The organism is Vibrio sp. 2433-A1 (assembly GCF_056726085.1).
Genome location: NZ_JBRESC010000003.1, coordinates 178,298 through 202,502, shown reverse-complemented (window position 1 = coordinate 202,502; position 24,205 = coordinate 178,298). Strand labels below are relative to the sequence as shown.

Here is a 24,205-nt window from a genome sequence, read left to right as displayed (position 1 = left end):
TTCTAAAATAAAATTATTTACCAGTTAAAATGACTGCATTTTATTGAGATGGTTAATGCAATGCCTTGGTAGGTGACTGACAATGAGTAGAAGTCACTTGATAAGGAAAGTGCTGCATAGGTCACGCAGCACATATTGGTCCAATTAATTGCGTAGCTGTCCGTGTTGCGTTAAATATTTTTCAGCTTGATTCGAGCCCATATAGCGAGCCAGAGTTTTTAGTGGTACTTGGCGCAGATCAACCATAATCAATCCGTCTAATGCGTTGTTGAAGCGGGGATCTACATTGAAAGAGATCAGTTTTCCATTCAGTCCCAGGTATTGGCGCAGTAATACGGGCACATTTTTCCCTTCATCTATTCTTGCGATTAAGCGAGAGAGTAATTGCATGTCTCCTAAAGCTGTTAGCATAGAAGTGTTCCAATTCTTATCCTCTATTGGTAAAGGATTGGATGGGGTGACAAATGCGGCTATTTCTTGATGATAATGATGGAGAGTCATTGTTTCCGCCAGTAACTGTCTGGTTCGTTCGCTATAGTCATTGCTGATGCTGACCGGGCCAAATAGATGCGTGTATTTCGGGTTTCGCTCAACATAAGCGGCGATCCCCTTCCACAGCAGCAGTAGCGGCGCCATCGATTTTTGGTATTTTTCGTCGATCACTGAACGTCCCATTTCGATAGCGGGTCCTATGCTATTGATAAAAGGTTGATCGAAATGAAATAGAGTTCGGGAGTAGAGACCAGTTATACCGTGTTTGTCGACGAGCTTATCAACCAGACCCAAACGATAGGCGCCAACCAGAGTCTGGTTTTCTCGATCCCATATAAATAGCTGTAGGTAGTCACGATCAAACTTATCTATATCGAGGTTTCTTCCAGTCCCTTCGCCGGCATTTCTGAAGTTGATTTCACGCAACCGTCCAATTTCATGCATGATTGAGGGAATACGTTCAGAAGTGGTGCAATAGACATCGAATTCGCTGCTGCTAAGTAATAGCTGTTCTTTATCCAGAGCAGCAAGATCATCAAGTTGATCTTGGAGTGCGACAGGATCGTTGATTGGAACTGGTTGAGTTTCGATATTCGCTGGCGAAGAGTGAGACGTGCTCTGTTGTAGAAGGTAGGTATTGAGACGTAGATAACTGGTCATTTGCTCATCAGACAATCCGTTTACTTCTTTGTATTTGATCGCTGTGCCAATAGAGAGTTGGATCTTTTCATTGCTTTTATTGAGTAGCTCTCGGCCGAGCAGTAAGGTTTTAAGTAGTGGGTGGACCTTACCTGCCAGATAGAATCGTTTGGAGTTCTGTCCTTCGATAAAAATCGGCACTGAGGTCGCGCGTGATTTTCTAATTAAGCGGCTAACGGAATGACTCCAAGCTTTATCGATCACTTTGTTGCTCTTCTTGTCGACCAGCTGCGAGACTTCTCCGGCAGGAAAGAGCAGTAATAATCCACCTTTGGCTAAATGTTGATGCGCTTGACGCAGTGCTGCAAGATTAGCTTGATGAGCATTCTTTCCGTCAAACACATCAACACCAATAAACAACTGGTCGAGTTCAGGAACTGTTTTCAGATATTGATTGGCAAGAATTTGTACGTCATTGCGTACTTGTAACAGCAGCTCTGCCAAAATGACCCCTTCGACACAGCCGAGAGGGTGATTAGCGACAATGACAGTCGCCCCTGATGTTGGAATATGGGCTAGCATGCCTTTGTGAACTTGATACTCGATGCCAAGTGCTTCTAAGGTGAACCTGAGAAATTGTTGTGTATCGCAACCAATAGGACGCTCTGCATAGAACTTGTCTAGTTTAGACAGGCCCGTTGCCCACTCAGTAAAATGCTCGCCAAGCCGAAAAGGCGTTTTAGTTGGTAAACGAAAAGGGCTAGAGACTTCCATATGTCCTCACTACGATGCTGGCTATCATTTGAGGGTATGGGACAGATATTACATAGACGCTTCAGTTCAGTGAGAAATAGATGAAACAAGGGTGGCATTTTAGTGACAGCGGCGCGAGTTTGGCGCTTTTGGGTTAATGCGATGCAATAATGATTATTTAATTAGTCTAAAAAATATATCGCTCACAAAATGTACTAATTTCGTATCTTACCTAAAGTTTAACTGCTAAGTTTTATGTGCGGGTATCGCTATCACTGCAACATATAGGCGTTAGACCTTAGTGAGGATAGCAGCCAAATTACCTTCGTTTTTGCTGATCTGGAATACCTCACCTTAAGAGGTAAAACGGGAACCTAAGGTTCCCGTTGTTGTATGTGTCAGATAGCAAAAAGCCTGAGAAGGTACTCAGGCTTTTTATCTATATATTGAGGTAGAGCTAGCTGGTTCGGTGCACTGCCATATGCGCAATGGTGACAAGAGCTTGTTTGTACGCAGACTCTTCTAATACGCTTAACTCAGCAATGGCTTTATCCGCTTCTTGGTAGGCTTTTTGGCGGGTATACTCCAAAGAGCCCGTTTGTTCCATCGCTTCAAGAATGTCGTTTAGGCGCTCCATTCCGTTTGCTTTCTCTATCGCTTCACGAATCATCGCTGTTTGTTCGGCTGTACCGTTTTTCATTGCATAAAGCAGTGGTAGGGTTGGCTTACCTTCTGCAAGATCATCACCAACGTTTTTGCCCATCTCATCGCCGTCCGATGTGTAATCCATCACATCGTCAATAAGTTGGAACGCAGTCCCCAAGTATTTGCCGTAGTTCTGCAGTGCCAGTTCTACTTCTTCAGGGGCGTCATTAAGAATTGCGCCAATTTGTGTTGCAGCTTCGAATAGACGGGCGGTCTTAGAGTAGATGACCTGCATGTAGCTTTCTTCTGTTGTATCAGGGTTGTTGCAGTTCATTAATTGCTGAACTTCACCCTCGGCGATGACGTTCACCGCATCACTCATTAGTTTAAGGATCTTTAAAGATCCTAGCTCCGTCATCATTTGGAATGAGCGTGTATAAATAAAGTCGCCAACCAAAACGCTTGCCGCATTACCAAAGGCTGCATTGGCTGTTGCTTTACCACGGCGCATGTCGGACTCATCAACAACATCATCATGAAGCAGTGTCGCTGTATGGATGAATTCGATAAATGCTGCAGAAGTTGTATGTGCTTCACCTTGGTAGCCTAGGGCTCTTGCAGATAAAACAGCCAAAAGAGGGCGAATGCGTTTACCACCACCGCTAACGATGTAGAAACCCAATTGATTGATTAAAGAGACATCAGAGTTGAGTTGTGCGTGAATTGTTTCGTTCACTTTTGCCATGTCTTTGGCGGTGAGTGCTTGGATAGCTTTAAAATCCATTGTAAATCCGGCTGAAGTTAGAACTTGTAAGGTATTCTTATTGAGTTTATTTGCTGAATAATACACTAAAAAACGTTGATTAATACATGCTTAACGGGCATGATCTCGGCACTTTTCATTGGCGATTAGCTTTTCGCCAATTTTTTCAAAATATGGCTTGTCATAGGTGCGACCTTTCTGTAGAATCTGCGCCCTATTGATGATTAGTTTAGCGCACACCCTTGATGCTCAAATAGCATACGGCTGTGCGGAAAAAGCGGAGTAAGATATGTACGCTGTTTTCCAATCTGGTGGTAAACAACACCGTGTAAGCGAAGGTCAAACTCTTCGTTTAGAGAAATTAGACGTTGAAACTGGTGCAACTGTTGAATTTGATAAAGTTCTTCTTGTTGCTAACGGTGAAGACATTAAAGTTGGTGCTCCTCTTGTAGAGGGCGGCAAAGTAGTTGCAGAAGTTGTACAACACGGTCGTGGCGATAAAGTTAAAATCGTTAAATTCCGTCGTCGTAAGCATTCTCGCAAACAAGCTGGTCACCGTCAGTGGTTCACGGAAGTGAAAATCACTGGTATCAACGCTTAATCGATTAGGAGAGTTTAACAATGGCACACAAAAAAGCTGGTGGTTCTACTCGTAACGGCCGCGATTCAGAAAGCAAACGTCTAGGTGTTAAGCGTTTCGGTGGTGAGTCTGTTCTTGCAGGTAACATCATCGTTCGTCAACGTGGTACTAAGTTCCACGCTGGTACTAACGTTGGTATCGGTAAAGACCACACTCTTTTCGCTCTTACTGAAGGTAAAGTGAAATTCGAAGTGAAAGGTCCTAAAAACCGTAAATTCGTTAGCATCGAAGCTGAGTAATTAAACCTAGTTTAATTGTTCATTAGCTTTCAAGCTGAATTCAAAAGCCCTGCCGATTCGGCGGGGTTTTTTATTTATGGTGAGTTTGAATTTGCCAGTACGGTGGAATCAATACTAAGGCACTCTGTAAAGAGTCCCTTCATATTTGTTCCAGTAGCAGAGCAGTGAAGATCTCAGGTGAACAGTCTGAAACTGGAATCTGCTAGAATTTATATCATTCACTTTTCCTAATGAGATTGGGAGAGCTGAGATGATATTTGCAACGCAGCTATGGCACATAGCACAAGGGCGGAGTAAGAGATGAAATTCGTTGATGAAGCGGTAGTAAAAGTTCAAGCCGGTGATGGCGGTAACGGTGTAGTGAGTTTCTGGCGTGAGAAATTCGTTGCGAAAGGTGGCCCTGATGGTGGCGACGGTGGCGATGGCGGTGATGTTTATATCCAAGCTGATGAAAACCTTAACACGCTAATTGATTACCGCTTCCAGCGCTTCTATGAAGCGGAACGTGGTGAGAATGGCCGTGGTGGTAACTGTACTGGTAAGCGTGGTAAAGACAAAGTACTTCGCGTGCCTGTAGGTACTCGCGCTGTTGATATCCATACTAATGAGATTGTTGCTGAAGTTGCTGAACATGGCAAAAAAGTGATGGTCGCAAAAGGTGGTTGGCATGGTCTGGGTAACACTCGTTTTAAATCTTCGGTTAACCGCGCACCGCGTCAAAAGACACTAGGTACGAAAGGTGAAATCCGTGAAGTTCGTTTGGAGCTACTGCTGCTTGCTGATGTTGGTATGCTTGGTTTGCCGAATGCAGGTAAATCAACCTTTATTCGCGCGGTATCTGCAGCGAAGCCAAAAGTGGCGGACTACCCATTTACTACATTGATCCCAAGTTTGGGCGTAGTGAGTGTGGTTCCAGAAAAGAGCTTTGTCGTTGCCGATATCCCTGGTCTGATTGAAGGCGCAGCAGATGGTGCGGGCCTTGGTATTCGTTTCTTGAAACACCTTGAGCGTTGTCGTGTTCTACTGCACATGATCGACATCATGCCAGTTGATCAATCTGATCCTGTTCAGAATGCTTTAACGATCATTGATGAGCTTGAGCAATACAGTGAGAAGCTAGCCGACAAACCACGTTGGTTGATCTTCAATAAAGTCGATCTGATGCCAGAAGAAGAAGCGAATGAGATAATTCAAAACATTATCGATGCGCTAGGTTGGGAAGAGGACTACTACAAGATCTCTGCTGTAAACCGCGATGGCACGAAAGAACTGTGTTACAAGTTAGCTGACTTTATGGAAAACTTACCTCGTGAAGAAGAAGAGATCTCTGAAGAAGAGAAAGTCGACTTCATGTGGGATGACTACCACAAAGATGCGATCGCAGGTAAAGACGTGATCACTGAAGATGATGATGACGACTGGGATGACTGGGACGATGAAGAAGATGACGGTCACGTTGTCTACGTCCGTGACTGATTGTTACCTCAATGATTTAAAAAGCTGCAAAGTTACTTTGCAGCTTTTTTTGTACTCAGATTATTTCAGTGTGGCTTGTACTAAGGCAAACTGATACAAACTCTCTTTTCTCCCCCTTTATGTTAGAGGAAGCCATTTTAAATGGATTTAAATCGGCGAATTTCGGATGTAGATGCTCTGATATTTAAATACTACCGTGTTGTACATGGCATTCGGATTTCCGTGGCATTCGTTTTAACTCTAGCTTTAACCAGTTATTTTCAGATTCCCGAAAGCACCTGGATACTCATTACGTTAGTAGTAGTGATTGGCCCTATCTCATATTTAGGTAATGTTTTACCACGAGCTTGGCATCGCACTATGGGAACGATTATTGGAGCATTGTCAGGGATTACCGCCATTTTACTGGGACAATGGTCAATGTTGGCTATGTATGCTTGGTGTGGCGCTGTGATGTTTTGTAGTGCCTATTTTGCGTTAGGTAAACGCCCTTATGTGGGTTTGTTGATTGGTATTACCCTTGCGGTCACTATTGGAGCAGGTAATCACGATATTGAAGTTGCGTTGTGGCGTGGTCTTGATGTAACGATTGGTTGTGTATTAGCGGTGTTGTTTTGCATTATGTATCCGCAAAGAGCGTTTATTCATTGGCGCATGCGTCTAGGCGCCACGCTGGACCGGTTTGCTAAGGTTTATCAAATATCCACATCATTGAACATGCTTGAACAGCCGAACCTTGAGCGCTACCAGCAAACGCTAATGAAGGAGATGGTAACCTTGAGAAGTCTCATTTCTCCTTCAGTTAAAGAGTCAAAGCTAAGTGCACAATTATTAGAAGCGATTCAAGTACAGCTTCGCAACATGCTTTACTCCATGGAACTTTTGAACTCCTCTTATTGGAGCGACAGGCACAGTCATTTGAATATGCTTTGGTCCAAACCTCTTAATGATTGCCAGAAAATCATTGAGAAAGAGTTCGAAGCACTTGCAACATTAATAATGACCGGGAAATTAGAGACCGAGCTTTCAGGTAAAGAAATTGCGACAGCAAGGGAGAGCTTAAAAAACAGTTTGCCAAAGATTGATGGTGAGGAGACAAGCATCAATGGTTACTTATGGCTTAATTTGAAGCTAATGGAAGACCTTGTGAGCTTAAAACGACTGTTAGTTTATTCGCTGAATCTGTCTCAAGAGTAGTTTCACAAATTTGTTGTTTTCAGTCAATCGTGCCCCAGTTTTTAGTTCATCAACAATGAAAATGCCCTTAAAATGGATTCAATACTGAATGACCGCGAAAAAACTGGAATGGATTCTAAGCAACGAGCTGTGTCTCGTTTAATCGCCCAAGCAGGGCAAATGCTTTTGGCTCATGGAGCAGAAAGCACTCTCGTTGGTGACCTTATGCGTCGCTTTGGCTTAGCGGCTGGTATGGACGAAGTTGAAGTGTCGTTATCTGCCAGTTCATTAGTCGTCACGACCGTTTATCAAGAGCACTGTATTACCACTGCTCGCCGCTGTCCCGATCGCGGCATTAATATGTGGGCGATTACTCAAGTGCAACGCATCTGTATTATGCTTGAGCGTGGTATCATCGACTATTCACTAGCGCAGAAAAAGCTCAATGAGATCAGTCCCGAACGCTATAATCGTTGGTTAGTGGTGTTTATGATTGGTCTTTCTTGCGCCGCTTTCAGTAGATTAGCGGGTGGCGATTGGATAGTATTTGCGATGACGTTCCTTGCTTCGTCAACAGGTATGGTCGTGAGACAAGAGATTGGCCATCGTCATTTTAACCCCTTGATGAACTTTGCTGCGACAGCGTTCGTCACTACAGTCGTTTCTGCACAGGCGGTGATTTATCAACTCGGCAATTCGCCATCGTTAGTGATGGCCTCTTCGGTACTGATGTTGGTTCCCGGTTTCCCGTTGATTAATTCTATTGCGGATATGCTTAAAGGTTATATCAATATGGGGATTGCCCGATTTGTCATGGCGAGTTTGCTGACTCTCGCGACCAGTCTCGGAATTGTCGCTGCCATGAGTCTCCTTGGTGTGTCGGGGTGGGTAGTATGATCAACTTGGATCTATTCTGCGGTCTGCTAAACGATATGTTTTTTGCTGCGATTCCTGCTGTAGGATTCGCTCTTGTATTTAATGTTCCTCAGAAAGCCCTGATTTATTGTGCTTTGGGTGGTGCAATCGGTCATGGATCTCGATATGTGATGATGCATTTCGGCCTACCGATTGAGTGGGCCACGTTTTTTGCTGCAATGATCGTCAGCATTGTCGGTATTCACTGGTCGCACCGTTTTTTGGCTCACCCTAAAGTGTTTACTGTTGCGGCTCTTATTCCAATGGTCCCTGGGGTGTTTGCTTTTAAGGCGATGATCGCTCTTGTTGAGCTTAACCACCAAGGATACTCCCCAGACCTTGTTGCGATGCTGATGGAAAACTTCCTCAAAGCGATGTTCATTATTGCCGGTTTAGCAGTTGGCTTAGCTATGCCAGGCTTGCTATTCTATCGCCGCAAACCCATCGTATAAGTCCTGAGGAGTAAGGGAATGATCATTAGTATGATCGCCGCAATGGCAAAAGATCGAGTTATTGGAATAGACAATCAAATGCCATGGCATCTTCCTGCTGACTTTGCTTGGTTTAAACGCTGTACAATGGGTAAGCCCGTTGTGATGGGGCGTAAGACTTACGAATCAATTGGTCGCCCACTGCCGGGGCGTCAGAACATTGTGATCAGTCGTGATACTTCACTGGTGATTGAAGGCGTAACCACAGTGACTTCGATTGATGAAGCGCTGGCGGCTGTTGGTTCTGTCGATGAGGTGATGATCATTGGTGGCGGTACTATCTATGAAGCTTGCCTACCTAAAGCTAATAAATTGTATGTCACCCATATTGAAGCAGATATTCAAGGCGACACTCAGTTCCCTGCTTGGGGTGATGAGTTTAAAGAAACTTATTCTGAAGCTTATTCTGCGGATGAAAAGAACGCTTATGATATGCGTTTTGTCGTTTTAGAAAAGTAACGAGTTCACAATGCATCGAGAAACGAGTAGCGAGTTGAAGTTAATTTACTCGAAGCTCGTTACTCGAAACTATAAAGCTGGCTGAGTAAAAAAGCGCTTATCTTCCCATCTCAACATAGTTAAATGCCCACCCCAAACACAGCCAGTGTCTAAACCAATCACCTCTTCACCTTCATAGCCTTCTAACGCTGCCCAGTGGCCAAATAGCACAGGTTTATCAAGCTTAATACGGCTACTAAGTTGGAACCAAGGAAGCAGTGAGCCATCGTTGACCTGTTTAGGTGGAAGCTTACACTCCATATCCAAACGCCCATCAGGAAAGCAAAAGCGCATTCTGGTGAAAGCGTTGATAATATAACGATAGCGCTCAATGCCATTGAGGCTCTCACTCCAAAGATCCGGTTGGTTGGCGTACATATTTTCGATCAGCCACTGCCAATCTTCACTGTGTAGAATCTCAGTGATCTGCTGGTTGGCTTTACGAGCATCTTCTAGTGTCCATTGTGGAGAAATGCCTGCGTGACACATGACAAACTCATCATGTTCTGCCATCAAAGGTTGCTGACGAAGCCACTCTAACAGCTCATCTTTATCTTCAGCATTGAAAATCGGCGCGGTTTGATCTTTTTCTTTGACCTTAAATAAACCTAATGATACCGCCATCAGGTGGAGATCATGGTTGCCTAAAATGACTTTCGCACTGTCACCAAGAGAACGAATAAAGCGTAATACTTCGAGTGATTTTGGTCCGCGGGCAACTAAATCTCCGGCAACCCACAAGGTATCTTCACTCGTATCAAAATCAGCTTGCTGAAGTAAAAGAAGCAGTTCGTCAAAGCAACCTTGTAAGTCACCAACAATGTAATTAGCCAATGAGTTGTCCTAGTTAAGTATATTGGGAATAGCGAGTCTGAAAGGATCGATTTCAGCGACGAACTCTTTGCCGCCTTCATCATGCATGATGTATTGACCTTGCATCACACCGACAGGCGTTTCAATTACAGTACCGCTGTTATAGGTATATTCGTCATTCGGAGCAATAAAGGGTTGCTGACCGACGACTCCTTCGCCCTCGACTGTCATTTGTCGACCGTTAGAGTCGGTAATCAACCAGCGTCGACTCATCAACTGGACGCTCTGCTGACTTAAGTTCTTAATGGTAATTATGTAGGCAAATACATAACGCTTAGCATCAGGTTGAGACTGATCCGGAATGTATTTGGTGTGAACTTGGACTTTGATACAAGGGGCAGCTTCCATATAAACTCCTTTATAAAGTCAAAAAAGGTGATAAACCAATGGTCTATCACCTTTTTATTTTAGCTGAAACTATTTGTTGTTGGCAGCTAACCAGTTCGCCATATCGACGAATTGAACCAAGGTTAGGTTCTCTGGACGCATGCTTGGGTTAATGCCTAGCTCTTCCAGGACCTCAGCACTTAGTAAGCCTTTGTAGCAATTTCTTACTGTCTTACGACGCTGGTTGAAGCCTTCACGACATACTCGGTCGAGGTATTTAAGATCACTTACTGGGTGTGGGATCTCTTCATAAGGGACTAGACGAACGACCGCTGAATCAACTTTTGGTGGCGGAACAAATGCGGTTGGTGGTACTTCAAGTACAGGCACAACTTTACAGAAGTATTGCGCCATTACCGTAAGGCGACCATAAGCTTTTGTGCCAGGGCCTGCCGCTAGGCGGTTAACCACTTCTTTTTGTAGCATAAAGTGCATGTCTTGAATGTCTTTATGGAACTCAAAAAGATGGAACATCAATGGCGTTGAGATGTTGTATGGCAGGTTACCAAAAATACGTAGCTTATTGTTTGGCTTTACTAGCTGAGTAAAGTCAAAGCGCATCGCATCACCTTCATGAATCGTCAGCTTATCACCAAGTTCTGGGTGATTGCGTAGACGCTCAGCGAGATCGCGGTCAAGCTCAATAACGGTAAACTTGTCGACTTCCTTTCCTACAGGCTCTGTGATTGCACCAAGACCTGGACCAATTTCAACTAGATTTTGACCTGGTTTAGGGTTGATCGAGGAGACAATTCCATCAATGATGTATGGATCGTTAAGGAAGTTTTGACCAAAGCGTTTTCTCGCTTTGTGCCCTAAGTGGACATCGTTTCTCATAGTATTCTCAAGTTATTTCGATTTCTTATCGACTAGCTCAATGGCATGAGCTAAAGCCGTTCGGAAGCTTCCTGTATCTGCTTTGCCTGTTCCTGCTAGGTCAAGTGCAGTGCCGTGATCAACGGAGGTCCTGATAAATGGCAGCCCCAAGGTAATATTAACCGAGCGACCAAAGCCTTTGTATTTTAGTACAGGAAGTACCTGATCGTGGTACATTCCCAGCACTGCGTCAGCATCTTCAAGGTACTTTTCATTGAAGATAGTATCAGCGGGTAATGGACCAATAAGATTGATGCCATCACGTTGACGCAGCTTGTCTAGTGTTGGAGTGATTGTCTCGATCTCTTCTTTACCGAGTACACCATCTTCTCCGGCATGTGGATTAAGCCCACATATATAGATATTAGGTGATGAGATCGCGAACTTCTCGACCAGATCTTTATGCAAAATCGCGATGATTTTTTCGAGTCTCTCTTCTGTTACCGCTTGAGACACATACGCCAGTGGTATGTGCGTTGTAACTAGAGCTACACGTAGCCCTTCGGTTGCTAACATCATCACGACTAATGGGGTATTTGATTTCTCCGCAAAGAACTCAGTATGGCCGCTAAAGGCTACACCAGCGCGGTTAATTACCCCCTTGTGCACAGGGCCGGTGACAATAGCATCAAATTCACCATTCATACAGCCTAAAGCGGCTCTTTCTAGTGTATTTAATACGTAATGGCCGTTCGTTTCGTCCAGTTGGCCCGCAACAGCGCTGTTTGTTAGCGGAATATGGTCGACAACTAAGGTGCCTGCTTTTTGCGCCACGATCGGTGCCTTGGGTTGATAATCAATAAGATCGACATCAATACCAAGCTGTTGTGCACGCTCTGCTAACATTGATTTGTCGGCACAGACCACAATTTGGTGATTCCAACTTTGTTTAGATTGAGCAAGAACTAAGTCTGGCCCAATCCCCGCTGGCTCACCTGCGGTGACGATAATGCGTTTACAGTTCATCTTGCTCTGTATCCTCAACGACTTCTACATAGGCACTGGCACGAATTTCTTGTAGCCATGCACTTGCTTCTTCATTGAACTTACGGTTAAACAAAATTCGGTAAGCTTTGTTCTTTAGCGCAGAATCAGTGCGGTCGACTTCACGGCGATCGAGAATTTCTACGATATGCCAACCATGAACGGTTTTAAATGGTTCACTGATTTGGCCAACAGGCAGTGTGTCTACCTGGTGTTTGAACTCAGGCACATAAAGATCAGAGGTTTGATAACCTAATTCACCACCTTGCGCGGCAGAGCCAGGGTCTTGGCTGTATTGCTGAGCGAGTTCACCAAAGGTCGCTTCACCAGCTTTAATTTGATGGATGATGTTTTCTAAGGTTTTCTTAACGCCTTCATCACTCAGGATAACAGTTGGCTTAATAAGGATATGGCGAGCATTGACCTCAGTAACGGCAACCGTTTCTAAACCTTTGACATCTTCAATTTTTAGAATATGAAAACCAACGCCGCTGCGGAATGGACCAATGATGCTACCTTTGTTTTGTAGCTTGATTTGATCAGCGAAGATGGTTGGCATTTCTTCTTTGCGCATCCAACCCCAATCACCGCCTTGTAGCGCTTTAGGGCCTTTAGAGTAGGTGTACGCCATAGTGCTAAAGTCAGCGCCATTATTAAGCTCTTTAACCAACTCTTTAGCTTGTGCTTCAATTTGTGATTTATCATCGCCGTCATTGACACGCAGTTGGATATGACCAATCTTGTATTGAACCGTAGCGTTAGTCTCTTGGGCTAATAACTCGCTTAAGTTATCAACTTCTGCTGGCAAGATGTTGATGCGGCGGCGAACTAGCGCATTACGCGCTTCGCTAGCGGCAATTTCTTTGCGGATCTGCTCGCGAAACTCAGCATAGCTTAGGCCTTCACTGGCGATAGAGGCACGTAATTGCTCAACTGTTTGCTGGTTATTTTTAGCAATCTCTCCAATCGCTTCATTCAGTCGATTATCATCAATACGCACACCTAAGCGCTCAGCTTCTTGCTGCTGAATTGTGTCGACAATCAGCTTTTCGGTTACTTGCTCAGTTAAGATCTCTTCTGATGGTAAAGATTGACCTTTTTTCTTTGCATTGGCTTTAAGTGTTTTAATCGAAGTATCGATATCACTTTGTAGTATCACACCAGTGTTCACGATGACGGCAACGTTATCCAATGCAACAGGCTCTGCCTGTACTAAGCCAATCGGGCTTGCAATCATCAGTGTCAGTAATATTTGTTTCCAAAACTTCATTGAAAGTCCTATACATTCAAATCGCCTGATGTCTTAGACATCAGGCTTGCTAATTAGTTGTTTAAAAAGAATGGGCGGCCGTAACCTAGTGAGTTACCTGCGCTATCCACACCAGCAAGTCCAGAGTCGGCGCCAATCTTGGTACCAAAACCGATAATGCCAAAATTAAAGCTAAAGTTACTTTCATAGACTGGATTAGCATTTGGGTAGCTTGAGAAGCTCGGGGACCAACTTCTAAGTTGATTGCTGTAGGTAAAACCAACATACCAACAATCAGATGTGTAGTTAAGGCGCGCTAGCCATTCTAAAGCTTCATCAGTAGTGAGATCATAGAAATACTGTGCACTGGTATTCCAGTTACGGTTAATTTGATAGCCTGCCAGTAACCCTGCCTGAGAAATACCATCCACAGTGATTGCATCAACATTAATATTGCCACTGCCTTCTGCAGCACATTGACCAACAGTACAGTCAAGGTACTCTTTCGATACGTAACGGTAATTACCTTGGATATAACCACCAGAGAAACGATACTCAAGGGTACTATTACCTAACTGAACTTCACTGGTATCAATATCGTATTGGATACCACCATGATAAAACAGATAATCATCGTAGTTAAAGTCCATCTCCACGGCCCAAGCTGAGTAGTTAGATTTTCCGCTATCATCTGATTCGGAAGAGTTTTTAATATCTTTGTCGATATAGAAAATCTGACCAAAAGAGATATTCAGTCTTTCTTTATAGCCATCATCAAAGAATCGAGTTGAAGCACCGTAGCTAAATTGGTTTGCTTCGGCGATCTTGTCTACACCGCTATATTTTCGGCTGCGAAATAGGCCGTAGTAGTCGGTTTGCAACAAGGTTGTATCATAGTCGCCTATGCTACTTTGATCTTCTTCAGGTACGTAAACATACTGAACTTGCGGTTCCAGTGTTTGCATGTAGCCGTTAAAGATAGTGGTATCACGTTCTAGCACAACACCAGCATGAGTTCGGAATTCTGGGATGACGCGTGAAACATTTTCTTCTAGGCCATAGTAAGGATTATCTGAGCCACCACTGAGTTTTTCTGTCGTTACATCAACACCATCCAAATCTTGTTGATAGTAAGTACCAAGTAATCTTGCTTCTGTTGTCCAATTGCCCCAAGTTGTTCCAATAGGAATAGTTAAACCTGGCTCGATGTGGACTCGCGTGGCTGATGGTTTGCCTTTCGCATCGGTATCAAAACGTGAAATGTGGCTTGTCATATCAAAGTCAAGGTAGCGCATAAGCTCGGGAGCGTAATAGTTATACTCCAGCTGAGGTAGCAATCGGTATGGCAAGTTGTTGCTAGTGGTTAGAACCTGGAAGTCTCGAGTTAGAATTGATGCATCCCATGATTCTGAACGGTAGGTTGCCTGCGCTTCTTGGATTAACTGACCATCTTCTCGGTTACCGATTGATGAGTCGATGTGTGAGAAGTAGGCAATATCACTGACTTTCGAATAGTCTACCTCAAACTTCCAGTTTTGCTGGAAAATTCCCGAGTGCTGCCATTGGAAGCCCCAACGGTCACCATACTTGGTGTATTTTTTATCATCTGGTAAATATTCAGCCTTTAATGAACTGAAGCCTAGATCAGAAAGGTAGCGAAACTCACTGTTGAGCTGAGTGCCGCGTTCTTGCATATATTTAAATGTGGTCTCTAAGTCATAGTTGGGTGCGAGGTTCCAATAGATAGGAACCTCCATTTCAAAGCCATCACTGGAACCGTAAGAGGCTGTTGGATATAGAAAGCCTGTTTTGCGTGTGTCGCCAATAGGCACCGTAAGATACGGGAGATAGAATACAGGAACGCTAACAACCTCGAAACGTGGGTTGTAGAAGGTTGCTTCTTCTTCATCTTGGTCGATATCAATACTTGAAGCTACCATACGCCATGAGTTGTCACCTTCAGGACAAGAGGTGATAGAGCCATCTTCAATCTCGTAGATGGACTTGCCTGTTTTAGATATGTAGACGGCTTCCCCTCGAGCAGGTTCACACAAGAACTGATAATTGGTATTCTCAAGGGTGACAAAATCAGTATTTAGGTTGTTGGTGGCTTTGTCTGAAATCGTCTTAACTTCACCATCACTGAAGGTAACATTACCTTCTGCTACAACCACATTTTCTTGCTGGTGCAAAGTAACATTGTCAGCAAGCATGCGCTTTTTGCCTTGCACGACAACGACATTACCATGGTAGGTCGCTTTTTCACCGTTAATAGCTTCTAGGCTATCTGCTTCGACGTTTACAGGTAGTTGATTTGGGTTTTCAGGCTCAGGTTCGTTGATCAAACATTGATCTACAGCGGGCAGTTCCTGCACACTATCGACTGAGATAGTTTCTGCTTGAGTCTGAGGCACTACAAAAGCAGCACTGATTGAAGCGGCTAACAAGGAGCGTGGAAAACGTAACATCGAGTTTGACTATCCTGTTGAACTTGATATATCCGGTGAATAGGTGACCGAATGTAAAATAAAACGGTCCTTATAATAAAGTAATTTGAAGCTTACGGCACTATCAGACCGCTTCACGGCGAAAAAATTCAGAGATTGAGAGCACATAATGCATATTTTTGGCAAAATTCTTGGCACCTTCTTTGGTTTCCTATTTGGGGGAGCATTTGGCGCTGTATTCGGCTTATTTATAGGTCACCAATTCGATAAAGCTCGTCGCTTACGTCAAGCAGGGTTTAATACTGGTTTTGGCAGTGGACCAAGCCAAGCTCAGCGTCAGGAAGAGTTTTTTAAAGCGGCATTTGCGGTAATGGGCCATGTAGCGAAAGCAAAAGGGCAAGTAACCAAAGAAGAGATTCAGCTTGCGAGCACCATGATGGATCGTATGAGCTTACATGGCGAGCAACGCAAAGCAGCACAAAATGCATTTCGTGAAGGTAAAGAGAGTGACTTTCCTTTGGATACGGTGCTAGAGAGAGTGCGTATCTCGGCAGGTGGTCGTTTTGACCTTATGCAGTTTTTCTTGGAGCTACAGATTTCTGCAGCGTTTGCTGATGGCGATATCCACCCAAGAGAGCGTAATGTGCTGCACAAAATTGCTCGTGGTTTAAACTTCTCTTCTGAACAGCTTGAACAGCGATTAAGAATGCAAGAAGCGGCATTTCGTTTTCAGCAAGGTGGTTTTGGTGGCCACGCGGGGGGAGGTTCTCACCAGTCGGGTGGCAGTTGGCAACAAGCGTCTAGTGCAGACCAGTTAAGCGATGCGTATAAACTGATAGGTGTAGACAGCAATGCTGATGCTAAAACCGTTAAACGTGCTTATCGTAAACTGATGAATGAGCATCACCCAGACAAACTGATGGCCAAAGGTTTACCACCTGAAATGATGAATGTAGCGAAAGAAAAAGCGCAAGAAATTCAAAATGCTTACGACTTGATCAAGAAGGCCAAAGGCTTTTAGATTGGTTTTAGTTTGAAACGAGAAAGGCGCATAGATTGCTCTATGCGCCTTTTCTGTATTTGGTGGCCCCTCGCAGACTTGAACTGCGGACCAATCGAGTAGGATCGATAACCCATACCTTTCCAGATTTTTAGTTTTGTGGCGTCTTCTAACCGCCACTTCTGAACTGGGTGATGAATTACCTTCCTCCGAACGCAGCGTGCAGGTTTCCAAGCACTACGCTCTCCATTTAGACTCGTCCTTCTTAGCCTCTATGCCATAGCAATGTGAGGATGTGCAAACTTACTTAGGCTAATTCCATCGTATTTTCCGCTATGGATTTTAACGTGGCAAGCTCTACAAACGGGAATCTGCTTGCGATTTAACGCTCGCATCACCTTAGTAAAACCTTTAACTTTTTCACCTATTTTTCGAATGCTTCTCACATGGTGCATCTCGGTATTCTCGGTTTCTCCACATATACAACATGGTGAATCTAGCTTGCTTCGCGTCCTAAGCTTGAAGTGAAGGAAAGCCCTTCCTCCCTCGTTAACAGTTTTGTCTGTTATCAGGAAGTTATTCGGCTGTCTGATCAGACTTCTATGATAGGGGAATTGAGTTACCCTTATCACTTCGTTCTTATCATTCCTTACCTCAATTTTGAGCGTAAAGCCATGCTTCTTGAATATCTTTCTCACGCTGGATCTATGTTTATCTGCTAAGGTTTTGGCACATCCGTATTGTAGGATGTACTGTATTCTTCTCAGATTTGATCTGTTATCCACAAAAGAGTAGTAGTTAAGATACCCTCTCCAGATGCTACTGTATAGTTCCACAATTTGTATGTCATCTAGGTTAGACCATGCTGCTGAGCTTTTGGGTTTCCCATCAGGGTGACAGATTCCTCTGTTCGCCAATCGCTTTACGATATCATGGACTGGGGCTACCATATTCGGGTGCCAGCCTGTGACAGACTTTTTAAATCTGTGTCCCTTTTTACTAGTCAGAGTTGCTTTCTTGCCTTCACCATCATTCCCCACTTTGATGAATGTACCAAGGAAATTGGCATACTCCGTCTTCGCGTGTCTGATGTGTGTTTTCTCAAAGCTGAGTTCCAGCTCTAGTTCATTTTTTAGGTAATCTGCACAGCGCTTTCTGATCTCTGCTGCTAAGGCTCTTGAGCCATTAACTCCAATGATCCAGTCATCGGCGTAGCGAATATATTTAATTCTGATGTAACTTCCATCGTCTAAAACATTCGGTATCGATTTAAGCTTCTTAATATTTTCGTCGATTTCGGCTTTCATCCATTTTGTATCAGGATGTTCGCCCATCGATGAGATTTTCTGCTTTAATCGTAAATTTCGCCTCTGAAGTTTTCTGCGCTCTGGGTGTACTTTCTTGATTTCCCCTGTTTGGTACTTGTTGATTACTTCATTCTCGACCCATCTATCAAATTTATCTAAATAGATGTTGGCGAGGATTGGAGATACGACACTACCTTGTGGAGTGCCTACAACAGCGTTAACAGTTTTACCAAATTGGATGTATCCCGCGTTCAAGGCTTTACGGATGAGGTTCAGGAACCTTTCATCGTCAATCCTTTCTCTTAGGATATCCATTAGTTTTTCGTGGGATATGTTATCAAAGAATCCTTTGATGTCCCCTTCGATTACCCAGTTTACCCCTGACCATTTATTCCGAAATTCTTGGAGTGCTGTGTGGCATCCCTTTCCTGCTCGGAATCCGTGGCTTCTTTCTGAGAATGTTGGTTCATATATCGCTTCCAAGATGAAAAGGATTACCTGCTGGACTACTTTCTCAACTGGTGATGCTATGCCGAGCGGTCGGGTTTTACCATTTGCTTTTGGGATTTCTACTCGGCGAGCAGGTTTAAAGCAGAATGACTCATCCTTCATGCTATTGACTAACTTTTCTATCTTTTCCGCAGAGAATCCATCAATGGTTTCTCCGTCTGAACCAGCCGTCATATTACCCTCTCCACTTTTCAAGAATTCATACGCAATGTAGTAGAAGTCTTTCCTGTAGAGGAGTCGATACAGATCTCTGTTGACCCAATTACGATCATTAGAGTTAAGCTTTCTGATTCTTTCTAATCTATTGATGTCTTTTGCACTCATCCGAGTTAACACCCTTTCATAGAAGTTGTCTAAACTGACGTCCTTTCCAGATTCACTATCCGTTACGATAGTCGTATCTCGTTTGTGGATTTGAAGCTTAAAGGTGTGAGGTTTTCCCGTTTTCCCTGAAGGGGAGAAGTGGTGGACCCACCCAGATTTGAACTGGGACTCAACAAGTTATGAGCTTGCTGCTTTAACCATTAAGCTATGGGTCCACATGATGAGTCTGGTACTACGACGTCTCCGTCACCTGACTGCGTGAAGATGTTGAATTTTTTGGAAAATTCGTCCTCGAATGTTACTTAGAAGAGTTTTCCTTTTCAACCCCCAAGCGATGTCTTTTTAGCGATTACTCGCCTTAGGTGATCCCCAAGTTGATAGCAACAACGTGGTGATTCCTTAGGTGCCTCATTCGTACGTTCTCACTCTACTTGAGTGCGGTAAGGCTTCAGTATCTCAAGAAACGCTCATAATCGTCATTTCTTGTGAAGCCTAATAGCTCTTAGGTATCGTAGCTATTAGTGGGTCGTAAACACCTACCTTGTACTAAGGTTCAAGCAGTATAGCCTTCACCATAGAATCCCTATCTGACAGACCTATTGAGAAGTATACCTCATCTCTCACCTGCCTTTTCCTGACATGCTCTGTTCCTTTCGGGCTTTCGCCTTCCAGTATCGAATGCAATAGCGTGATTCACATCGCTCTACTAATTCTAAGTCAGTGATTTATCCCCGATGATACAGGGGAGCTTACCTCTGTAAGCAACGTTGATGCACCCACATGGGCGCACTTATGAGTCGACTGCTCTAACCACTGAGCTAAGGGGCCGTAATAGGAGAATGATTATAGGGGATGAGGATCGGACTGTCTAGACGCTATCAAGGCTAAATGCGCTTAGTTTTTATCCACTTAAATCCCTAGATACAAAAAAGGTGAGCAAGTGCTCACCTTTTAGTCAATCAAACATCAGTCGATTATTCGTCTAGGAAGCTACGCAGAGTTTCTGAGCGGCTTGGGTGACGAAGTTTACGTAGTGCTTTTGCTTCGATCTGACGGATACGTTCACGAGTAACGTCGAACTGCTTACCTACTTCTTCAAGAGTATGGTCAGTGTTCATGTCGATACCAAAGCGCATACGCAGCACTTTTGCTTCACGTGGTGTTAGGCCCGCTAGAACGTCTTTTGTTGCTACTTTTAGGCTGCCTGCTGTTGCAGAGTCTAGCGGTAGCTCAAGCGTTGTATCTTCAATGAAATCACCTAGATGCGAATCTTCGTCGTCACCGATTGGTGTCTCCATAGAGATTGGCTCTTTAGCAATTTTCAGTACTTTACGGATCTTATCTTCTGGCATCTGCATGCGCTCAGCCAGTTCTTCCGGTAGCGGTTCACGACCCATCTCTTGTAGCATTTGACGAGAGATACGGTTCAGCTTGTTGATCGTTTCGATCATGTGTACCGGAATACGAATCGTACGTGCTTGGTCTGCGATTGAACGTGTGATTGCCTGACGGATCCACCACGTTGCGTAAGTTGAGAACTTGTAGCCACGACGGTATTCAAACTTATCTACTGCTTTCATCAGACCGATGTTACCTTCCTGGATCAGATCCAAGAACTGTAGGCCACGGTTGGTGTATTTCTTCGCAATAGAAATTACCAGACGTAAGTTTGCTTCAACCATCTCTTTCTTCGCACGGCGAGCTTTCGCTTCACCGATAGACATACGACGGCTGATATCTTTGATATTTTGAACCGTTAGAGATGTTTCTTCTTCGATGATCTTCAATTTAGAGATCGAACGACGAATGTCATCTTCACTGCGGCGAACTTTTTCAGCGTATGGCTTATCAGATGCAAGGATTTCATCTAACCAAGCGTCAGTCGATTCGTTACCTGTAAATAGAGTAATAAATGACTTCTTCGGCATCTTACCGTATTCAACCGTCGCCTTCATAATCAGACGTTCTTGAGTACGTACACGCTCCATTGACGTGCGCAGCTCTTCAACTAGGTAGTCAAATTGCTTTGGAGTAAGACGAAACTCTTTGAATACGTCGATAACCATTTCGTGAGCAAGCGTTGCTTTCGGGCTTTCATTGCCGTATTCGTTACATGCTAACTGGTAGTTTTGGAACGTATTGCGAAGTGCAGTGAACTTATCTAGAGCAAGTTCAGGATCAATACCTGTATCTTCCTCTTCTTCCTCATCATCGTCAGAGTCGTCAGATTCTTCCTTTTCAGCGTCTTCATCTTCAAGTTCAGACTCTGCAAGTTCAGAGCCGATGTGAGTCGCTGTAGGTGCTGCCGTTTCGTCAGCATCAGGATCAACAAAGCCCGTGATAAGGTCAGTAAGACGCAGTTCTTCAGCTTGAATTCTATCAAACTGTTCAAGAATGTATGGGATGGTGCCCGGATACTCTGCCACTGCATTTTGAACTTGGTTAATACCATCTTCAATACGCTTTGCGATATCGATCTCGCCTTCACGAGTCAATAGTTCAACAGTACCCATTTCACGCATGTACATACGTACTGGGTCTGTGGTGCGGCCGATTTCGTTTTCTACGCTAGATAGCGCAGCGGCTGCAGCTTCTGCCGCATCTTCATCGGTGATTGTATCGTCATCATTCAATGCAAGATCATCGGCATCTGGAGCAGTTTCAACTACTCGAATGCCCATATCGTTGATCATCTGAATGATATCTTCGACCTGCTCTGAATCGACGATTTCTGCTGGCAGGTGGTCGTTTACTTCTGCGTAGGTCAGATAGCCTTGTTCCTTGCCTTTAATGACAAGTTGTTTCAGCTGTGACTGCGGATTTTGATCCATAGACGGTATCCAACTTAGTATCTGGTGAAGGAATTAGTATGCGAGTTGCAAACCACACATACTAACAAATTAATTGATTGCTGACTATCCGAACAGGGTTACGCTTTTAAATCTAGCATTAACGCTAGCAGCTCCCTTCTTTCTTCGGTTGATAAACCGACACTTCTTTCTTTGGCCTGCAGGTTTTCAATTTGTTTTTCGACGCACTGGGCAAGTATTTTATCCAATGAGTCTAAAAATATATCTTGTTCATTATCTTCATCGAGGGGGATCTCCCACCCTGCAAGTCGAGATAATAGTGCCTCTTGGCTACTGTTTCGCCAATGTTCTATCAACTGGCCCGTAGTTATATTGGGATGTTGATGACAATATTCAAGCACTTCGACAAATAAACTTAGCCCTGGCACTGTTAACTCTCTCACACTTGAGAGATCCGGTACCATTTGAGCATAGCTCGGATTCTGGATAAGCAAAGCGATCACTTCACGCATTGGCGTACGTTTGATCTCTTTATGCGGTTGAGGTCGACTGTTACTTTGCTTCTTGCGAGGCTGGCGTCGTCGGTTGTCAAAACCGGTGCGCTCATCGAGCAGTTTTTCGAGCAATTCTTGGAAGTAAGGGTCGGGTATTTTATCAATCAGAGCGCTGGCGTGTGCTCGCAGTGCGGATTTACCTTCGTTACTGCCAAGGTTTAGCTGGTGTATTTCAATTAAATTATCAAATAGATAGCTTGATAGTGGTGTTGCGTGTTTGATCTGCTGCTCAAACGCCTCTTTGCCATGCTTACGTACGTAGCTATCTGGGTCCTCACCGTCAGGGAGGAACAAAAACTTAAGCGTATTGCCTGTTTTTAGATATTGCAGAGCGTTTTCTAAAGCGCGCCAAGCGGCTTCTTTACCCGCTCTATCTCCGTCGTAGCAACAAACCACTGTATTGGTTTGGCGGAACAATAGCTGAATATGATCGCCAGTTGTCGATGTGCCTAGTGAGGCTACTGAGTAATCGACACCATACTGGGCCAAAGCGACCACATCCATATAACCTTCCACCACCAAGACTTTCGGTGGCTCGCGATAAGCTTGCATCACTTCATATAGGCCGTAGAGCTCTTTGCCTTTATGGAAGATAGGCGTTTCTGGCGAGTTTAGGTATTTTGGCGTCCCATCACCCAGTACACGGCCACCAAAACCGATGACCCGACCTCGGCGGTCACGAATAGGGAACATAATTCGACCACGGAAGCGGTCGTAGCGGTTACCTTTATCGTTTTCAATCAACATACCACCAGAGACAAGCATCTCTTGAGTTTGTGGCGTTTGGCCGAAGTTCTTACGGACTAAATCCCACTCATCAGCGACATAGCCGATACCAAAATTTTGCACAATTTGGCCTGAAAGCCCACGATCTTTTAGGTAATCAATGGCAACTTTGCTTTTTGGCTGCTTGAGCTGGTCACGATAGAACTGAGCAATACTGCCCATCAGGTCATAGAGGTTACGCTTTTGCTCTGAGTTGGCTTTAGGTTGATTAGATTGGAAGCTACCGCCTTGACGCTGCTCTCTTGGAACATCTAAACCAAGGAATGATGCAAGTTCTTCAATCGCCTCAACAAACTCTAAGCGCTCGTACTCCATCATAAAGTCGATGGCATTACCGTGTACGCCACAACCAAAGCAATGATAGAACTGCTTTTCTTGCGAGACGCTAAATGAAGGGGTTTTCTCGTTATGGAACGGGCAGCAAGCACCGTAGTTTTTGCCTTTTTTCTTAAGTTTTACGCGAGCATCAATAATGTCGACGATATCGAGTCGAGCAAGGAGGTCATCAATGAAACTACGAGGGATGTGTCCTGCCATAAAACCTTAGAAAAATGCACTAACAATTAGAGAGGGTAGATACAAACAAGCCGCGCATTCCAGAGGATAGCACGGCTTGTTGCAATAGGGTGGGAGATTAAGCCAGTTTAGCGCGAACTAAACCACTTACCTTACCCATATCTGCGCGCCCTTGGATTTGAGGCTTAAGAACGCCCATCACTTTACCCATGTCTTGCATGCCCACAGCACCAGATTCGGCAATCGCACTTTCAACCAGCGCAGTTACTTCTTCATCAGTCAGCGGTTGAGGCATAAAATCCTCAAGTACAGCGATTTCAGCTTTCTCAGCGTCTGCTAGATCTTGACGATTAGCAGATTCAAATTGAGCTACAGAGTCGCGACGCTGTTTAACCATTTTAGTCAGCACGGCAAGAATGTCGTCATCGCCCAGAGTAATCTGTTCGTCGACTTCACGTTGCTTAATTGCTGACAGAGCTAAACGGATAGTGCCAAGGCGCGGTTTGTCCTTGGCTTTCATCGCTAATTTTTGCTCTTCTTTGAGCGTGTCAATAAGAGCCATAACTATAATCCTTTAGGACTTAGTTATTAGTACAGGCGAACGCGACGTGCGTTTTCGCGAGCTAGCTTCTTAGCGTGACGCTTTTGAGCTGCTGCTTTAGCGCGTTTGCGAACTGTAGTTGGCTTTTCGTAGTGCTCTCGACGACGCACTTCAGAAAGGATACCTGCTTTTTCGCAAGAGCGTTTGAAACGACGTAGAGCAACGTCGAACGGTTCGTTTTCACGTACTTTAACTACTGGCATATGCCTTTCACCTCAGGGGTTAATTCGTTAATGCTGGAACGTTAGTGAGCC

21 protein-coding genes and 1 tRNA gene are annotated in these 24,205 nt (G+C 44.3%); 8 read left to right on the top strand and 14 right to left on the bottom strand.

Features of this window, described 5'->3' with window-relative positions:
• Window positions 1–144: 144 nt before the first annotated feature.
• Window positions 145–1,905: a lysophospholipid acyltransferase family protein gene (locus ACU01J_RS04760; RefSeq protein ID WP_481084633.1), complete on the bottom strand. Its 1,761-nt coding sequence runs from the start codon at window positions 1,903–1,905 to the stop codon at window positions 145–147.
• Window positions 1,906–2,341: 436 nt separating this feature from the next.
• Window positions 2,342–3,313 (bottom strand): octaprenyl diphosphate synthase, encoded by a 972-nt coding sequence (gene ispB / locus ACU01J_RS04755; protein WP_481084632.1) that lies wholly within the window; start codon window positions 3,311–3,313, stop codon window positions 2,342–2,344.
• Window positions 3,314–3,581: 268 nt separating this feature from the next.
• Between ispB and rplU the strand changes: the two genes are divergently transcribed.
• The 7 genes from rplU to folA all read left to right on the top strand — a co-directional run bounded on the left by rplU (window position 3,582) and on the right by folA (window position 8,688).
• Window positions 3,582–3,893 carry a 50S ribosomal protein L21 gene (rplU, locus tag ACU01J_RS04750; protein ID WP_038207969.1) on the top strand — a complete coding sequence of 104 codons (312 nt, stop codon included), beginning with the start codon at window positions 3,582–3,584 and terminating at the stop codon, window positions 3,891–3,893.
• A 20-nt stretch (window positions 3,894–3,913) separates the two neighbouring features.
• Window positions 3,914–4,171 (top strand): 50S ribosomal protein L27, encoded by a 258-nt coding sequence (gene rpmA / locus ACU01J_RS04745; RefSeq protein ID WP_004409945.1) that lies wholly within the window; start codon window positions 3,914–3,916, stop codon window positions 4,169–4,171.
• A gap of 300 nt (window positions 4,172–4,471) precedes the next feature.
• On the top strand, window positions 4,472–5,647 hold the full coding sequence (cgtA, locus tag ACU01J_RS04740) for an Obg family GTPase CgtA (RefSeq protein WP_481084631.1): 1,176 nt from the start codon (window positions 4,472–4,474) through the stop codon (window positions 5,645–5,647).
• Window positions 5,648–5,788: 141 nt separating this feature from the next.
• Window positions 5,789–6,844, top strand: coding sequence for an FUSC family protein (locus ACU01J_RS04735; protein ID WP_481084630.1), 1,056 nt, complete (start codon window positions 5,789–5,791; stop codon window positions 6,842–6,844).
• Between the two features lie 108 nt (window positions 6,845–6,952).
• Window positions 6,953–7,720 (top strand): threonine/serine exporter family protein, encoded by a 768-nt coding sequence (locus tag ACU01J_RS04730; RefSeq protein ID WP_481084704.1) that lies wholly within the window; start codon window positions 6,953–6,955, stop codon window positions 7,718–7,720.
• Window positions 7,717–8,190, top strand: a complete 474-nt coding sequence (locus ACU01J_RS04725; RefSeq protein WP_481084629.1) for a threonine/serine exporter family protein — start codon at window positions 7,717–7,719, stop codon at window positions 8,188–8,190. The genes ACU01J_RS04730 and ACU01J_RS04725 overlap by 4 nt, the downstream gene beginning before the upstream one ends.
• Window positions 8,191–8,208: 18 nt before the next feature.
• Window positions 8,209–8,688 carry a type 3 dihydrofolate reductase gene (gene folA, locus ACU01J_RS04720; RefSeq protein WP_481084628.1) on the top strand — a complete coding sequence of 160 codons (480 nt, stop codon included), beginning with the start codon at window positions 8,209–8,211 and terminating at the stop codon, window positions 8,686–8,688.
• A gap of 69 nt (window positions 8,689–8,757) precedes the next feature.
• Here folA and apaH read toward each other — a convergent pair whose 3' ends face one another.
• The 6 genes from apaH to lptD form a co-directional block, all read right to left on the bottom strand.
• A complete protein-coding gene (apaH, locus tag ACU01J_RS04715; protein ID WP_481084627.1) occupies window positions 8,758–9,561 on the bottom strand; it encodes a bis(5'-nucleosyl)-tetraphosphatase (symmetrical) ApaH in 804 nt (267 codons plus the stop codon).
• A gap of 9 nt (window positions 9,562–9,570) precedes the next feature.
• Complete coding sequence (apaG, locus tag ACU01J_RS04710) at window positions 9,571–9,948, bottom strand: Co2+/Mg2+ efflux protein ApaG (protein ID WP_481084626.1); 378 nt, start codon at window positions 9,946–9,948, stop codon at window positions 9,571–9,573.
• A gap of 69 nt (window positions 9,949–10,017) precedes the next feature.
• A complete protein-coding gene (gene rsmA, locus ACU01J_RS04705; RefSeq protein ID WP_481084625.1) occupies window positions 10,018–10,824 on the bottom strand; it encodes a 16S rRNA (adenine(1518)-N(6)/adenine(1519)-N(6))-dimethyltransferase RsmA in 807 nt (268 codons plus the stop codon).
• A gap of 12 nt (window positions 10,825–10,836) precedes the next feature.
• Window positions 10,837–11,829 (bottom strand): 4-hydroxythreonine-4-phosphate dehydrogenase PdxA, encoded by a 993-nt coding sequence (gene pdxA, locus ACU01J_RS04700; protein WP_481084624.1) that lies wholly within the window; start codon window positions 11,827–11,829, stop codon window positions 10,837–10,839.
• Window positions 11,819–13,117 carry a peptidylprolyl isomerase SurA gene (gene surA, locus ACU01J_RS04695; protein WP_481084623.1) on the bottom strand — a complete coding sequence of 433 codons (1,299 nt, stop codon included), beginning with the start codon at window positions 13,115–13,117 and terminating at the stop codon, window positions 11,819–11,821. Before surA ends, pdxA begins: the two co-directional genes overlap by 11 nt.
• Window positions 13,118–13,170: 53 nt before the next feature.
• Window positions 13,171–15,564, bottom strand: coding sequence for an LPS assembly protein LptD (lptD, locus tag ACU01J_RS04690; RefSeq protein ID WP_481084622.1), 2,394 nt, complete (start codon window positions 15,562–15,564; stop codon window positions 13,171–13,173).
• 148 nt (window positions 15,565–15,712) lie between these two features.
• On the opposite strand from lptD, the gene djlA reads away from it, so the two are divergent.
• Window positions 15,713–16,564: a co-chaperone DjlA gene (gene djlA, locus ACU01J_RS04685; RefSeq protein WP_481084621.1), complete on the top strand. Its 852-nt coding sequence runs from the start codon at window positions 15,713–15,715 to the stop codon at window positions 16,562–16,564.
• Window positions 16,565–16,815: 251 nt separating this feature from the next.
• Here the strand turns inward: djlA and ACU01J_RS04680 are convergent, their stop codons facing one another.
• The 6 genes from ACU01J_RS04680 to rpsU all read right to left on the bottom strand — a co-directional run bounded on the left by ACU01J_RS04680 (window position 16,816) and on the right by rpsU (window position 24,154).
• Window positions 16,816–18,684, bottom strand: coding sequence for a reverse transcriptase/maturase family protein (locus ACU01J_RS04680; RefSeq protein ID WP_481084620.1), 1,869 nt, complete (start codon window positions 18,682–18,684; stop codon window positions 16,816–16,818).
• A gap of 139 nt (window positions 18,685–18,823) precedes the next feature.
• Window positions 18,824–18,899 (bottom strand) — tRNA-Ile (locus ACU01J_RS04675).
• A 759-nt stretch (window positions 18,900–19,658) separates the two neighbouring features.
• Window positions 19,659–21,515 carry an RNA polymerase sigma factor RpoD gene (gene rpoD, locus ACU01J_RS04670; protein WP_481084619.1) on the bottom strand — a complete coding sequence of 619 codons (1,857 nt, stop codon included), beginning with the start codon at window positions 21,513–21,515 and terminating at the stop codon, window positions 19,659–19,661.
• 98 nt (window positions 21,516–21,613) lie between these two features.
• The gene (gene dnaG / locus ACU01J_RS04665; RefSeq protein ID WP_481084618.1) at window positions 21,614–23,371 is read right to left on the bottom strand and encodes a DNA primase; all 1,758 of its coding nucleotides are present in this window, start codon (window positions 23,369–23,371) and stop codon (window positions 21,614–21,616) included.
• A gap of 97 nt (window positions 23,372–23,468) precedes the next feature.
• The gene (locus ACU01J_RS04660; protein ID WP_481084617.1) at window positions 23,469–23,912 is read right to left on the bottom strand and encodes a GatB/YqeY domain-containing protein; all 444 of its coding nucleotides are present in this window, start codon (window positions 23,910–23,912) and stop codon (window positions 23,469–23,471) included.
• A gap of 26 nt (window positions 23,913–23,938) precedes the next feature.
• Complete coding sequence (gene rpsU / locus ACU01J_RS04655) at window positions 23,939–24,154, bottom strand: 30S ribosomal protein S21 (RefSeq protein WP_001145625.1); 216 nt, start codon at window positions 24,152–24,154, stop codon at window positions 23,939–23,941.
• Window positions 24,155–24,205: the final 51 nt, after the last annotated feature.

What these genes read in the sequence shown, in the direction of transcription:
- rsmA (WP_481084625.1), bottom strand. Translation starts at nt 10,824, where the DNA reads ATGAGAAACGATGTCCACTTAGGGCACAAAGCGAGAAAACGCTTTGGT.
- rplU (WP_038207969.1), top strand. Translation starts at nt 3,582, where the DNA reads ATGTACGCTGTTTTCCAATCTGGTGGTAAACAACACCGTGTAAGCGAA.
- ACU01J_RS04735 (WP_481084630.1), top strand. Translation starts at nt 5,789, where the DNA reads ATGGATTTAAATCGGCGAATTTCGGATGTAGATGCTCTGATATTTAAA.
- djlA (WP_481084621.1), top strand. Translation starts at nt 15,713, where the DNA reads ATGCATATTTTTGGCAAAATTCTTGGCACCTTCTTTGGTTTCCTATTT.
- ACU01J_RS04760 (WP_481084633.1), bottom strand. Translation starts at nt 1,905, where the DNA reads ATGGAAGTCTCTAGCCCTTTTCGTTTACCAACTAAAACGCCTTTTCGG.
- ispB (WP_481084632.1), bottom strand. Translation starts at nt 3,313, where the DNA reads ATGGATTTTAAAGCTATCCAAGCACTCACCGCCAAAGACATGGCAAAA.
- ACU01J_RS04725 (WP_481084629.1), top strand. Translation starts at nt 7,717, where the DNA reads ATGATCAACTTGGATCTATTCTGCGGTCTGCTAAACGATATGTTTTTT.
- pdxA (WP_481084624.1), bottom strand. Translation starts at nt 11,829, where the DNA reads ATGAACTGTAAACGCATTATCGTCACCGCAGGTGAGCCAGCGGGGATT.
- apaG (WP_481084626.1), bottom strand. Translation starts at nt 9,948, where the DNA reads ATGGAAGCTGCCCCTTGTATCAAAGTCCAAGTTCACACCAAATACATT.
- rpoD (WP_481084619.1), bottom strand. Translation starts at nt 21,515, where the DNA reads ATGGATCAAAATCCGCAGTCACAGCTGAAACAACTTGTCATTAAAGGC.
- folA (WP_481084628.1), top strand. Translation starts at nt 8,209, where the DNA reads ATGATCATTAGTATGATCGCCGCAATGGCAAAAGATCGAGTTATTGGA.
- dnaG (WP_481084618.1), bottom strand. Translation starts at nt 23,371, where the DNA reads ATGGCAGGACACATCCCTCGTAGTTTCATTGATGACCTCCTTGCTCGA.
- rpmA (WP_004409945.1), top strand. Translation starts at nt 3,914, where the DNA reads ATGGCACACAAAAAAGCTGGTGGTTCTACTCGTAACGGCCGCGATTCA.
- ACU01J_RS04730 (WP_481084704.1), top strand. Translation starts at nt 6,953, where the DNA reads ATGGATTCTAAGCAACGAGCTGTGTCTCGTTTAATCGCCCAAGCAGGG.
- ACU01J_RS04660 (WP_481084617.1), bottom strand. Translation starts at nt 23,912, where the DNA reads ATGGCTCTTATTGACACGCTCAAAGAAGAGCAAAAATTAGCGATGAAA.
- rpsU (WP_001145625.1), bottom strand. Translation starts at nt 24,154, where the DNA reads ATGCCAGTAGTTAAAGTACGTGAAAACGAACCGTTCGACGTTGCTCTA.
- ACU01J_RS04680 (WP_481084620.1), bottom strand. Translation starts at nt 18,684, where the DNA reads ATGAGTGCAAAAGACATCAATAGATTAGAAAGAATCAGAAAGCTTAAC.
- lptD (WP_481084622.1), bottom strand. Translation starts at nt 15,564, where the DNA reads ATGTTACGTTTTCCACGCTCCTTGTTAGCCGCTTCAATCAGTGCTGCT.
- cgtA (WP_481084631.1), top strand. Translation starts at nt 4,472, where the DNA reads ATGAAATTCGTTGATGAAGCGGTAGTAAAAGTTCAAGCCGGTGATGGC.
- surA (WP_481084623.1), bottom strand. Translation starts at nt 13,117, where the DNA reads ATGAAGTTTTGGAAACAAATATTACTGACACTGATGATTGCAAGCCCG.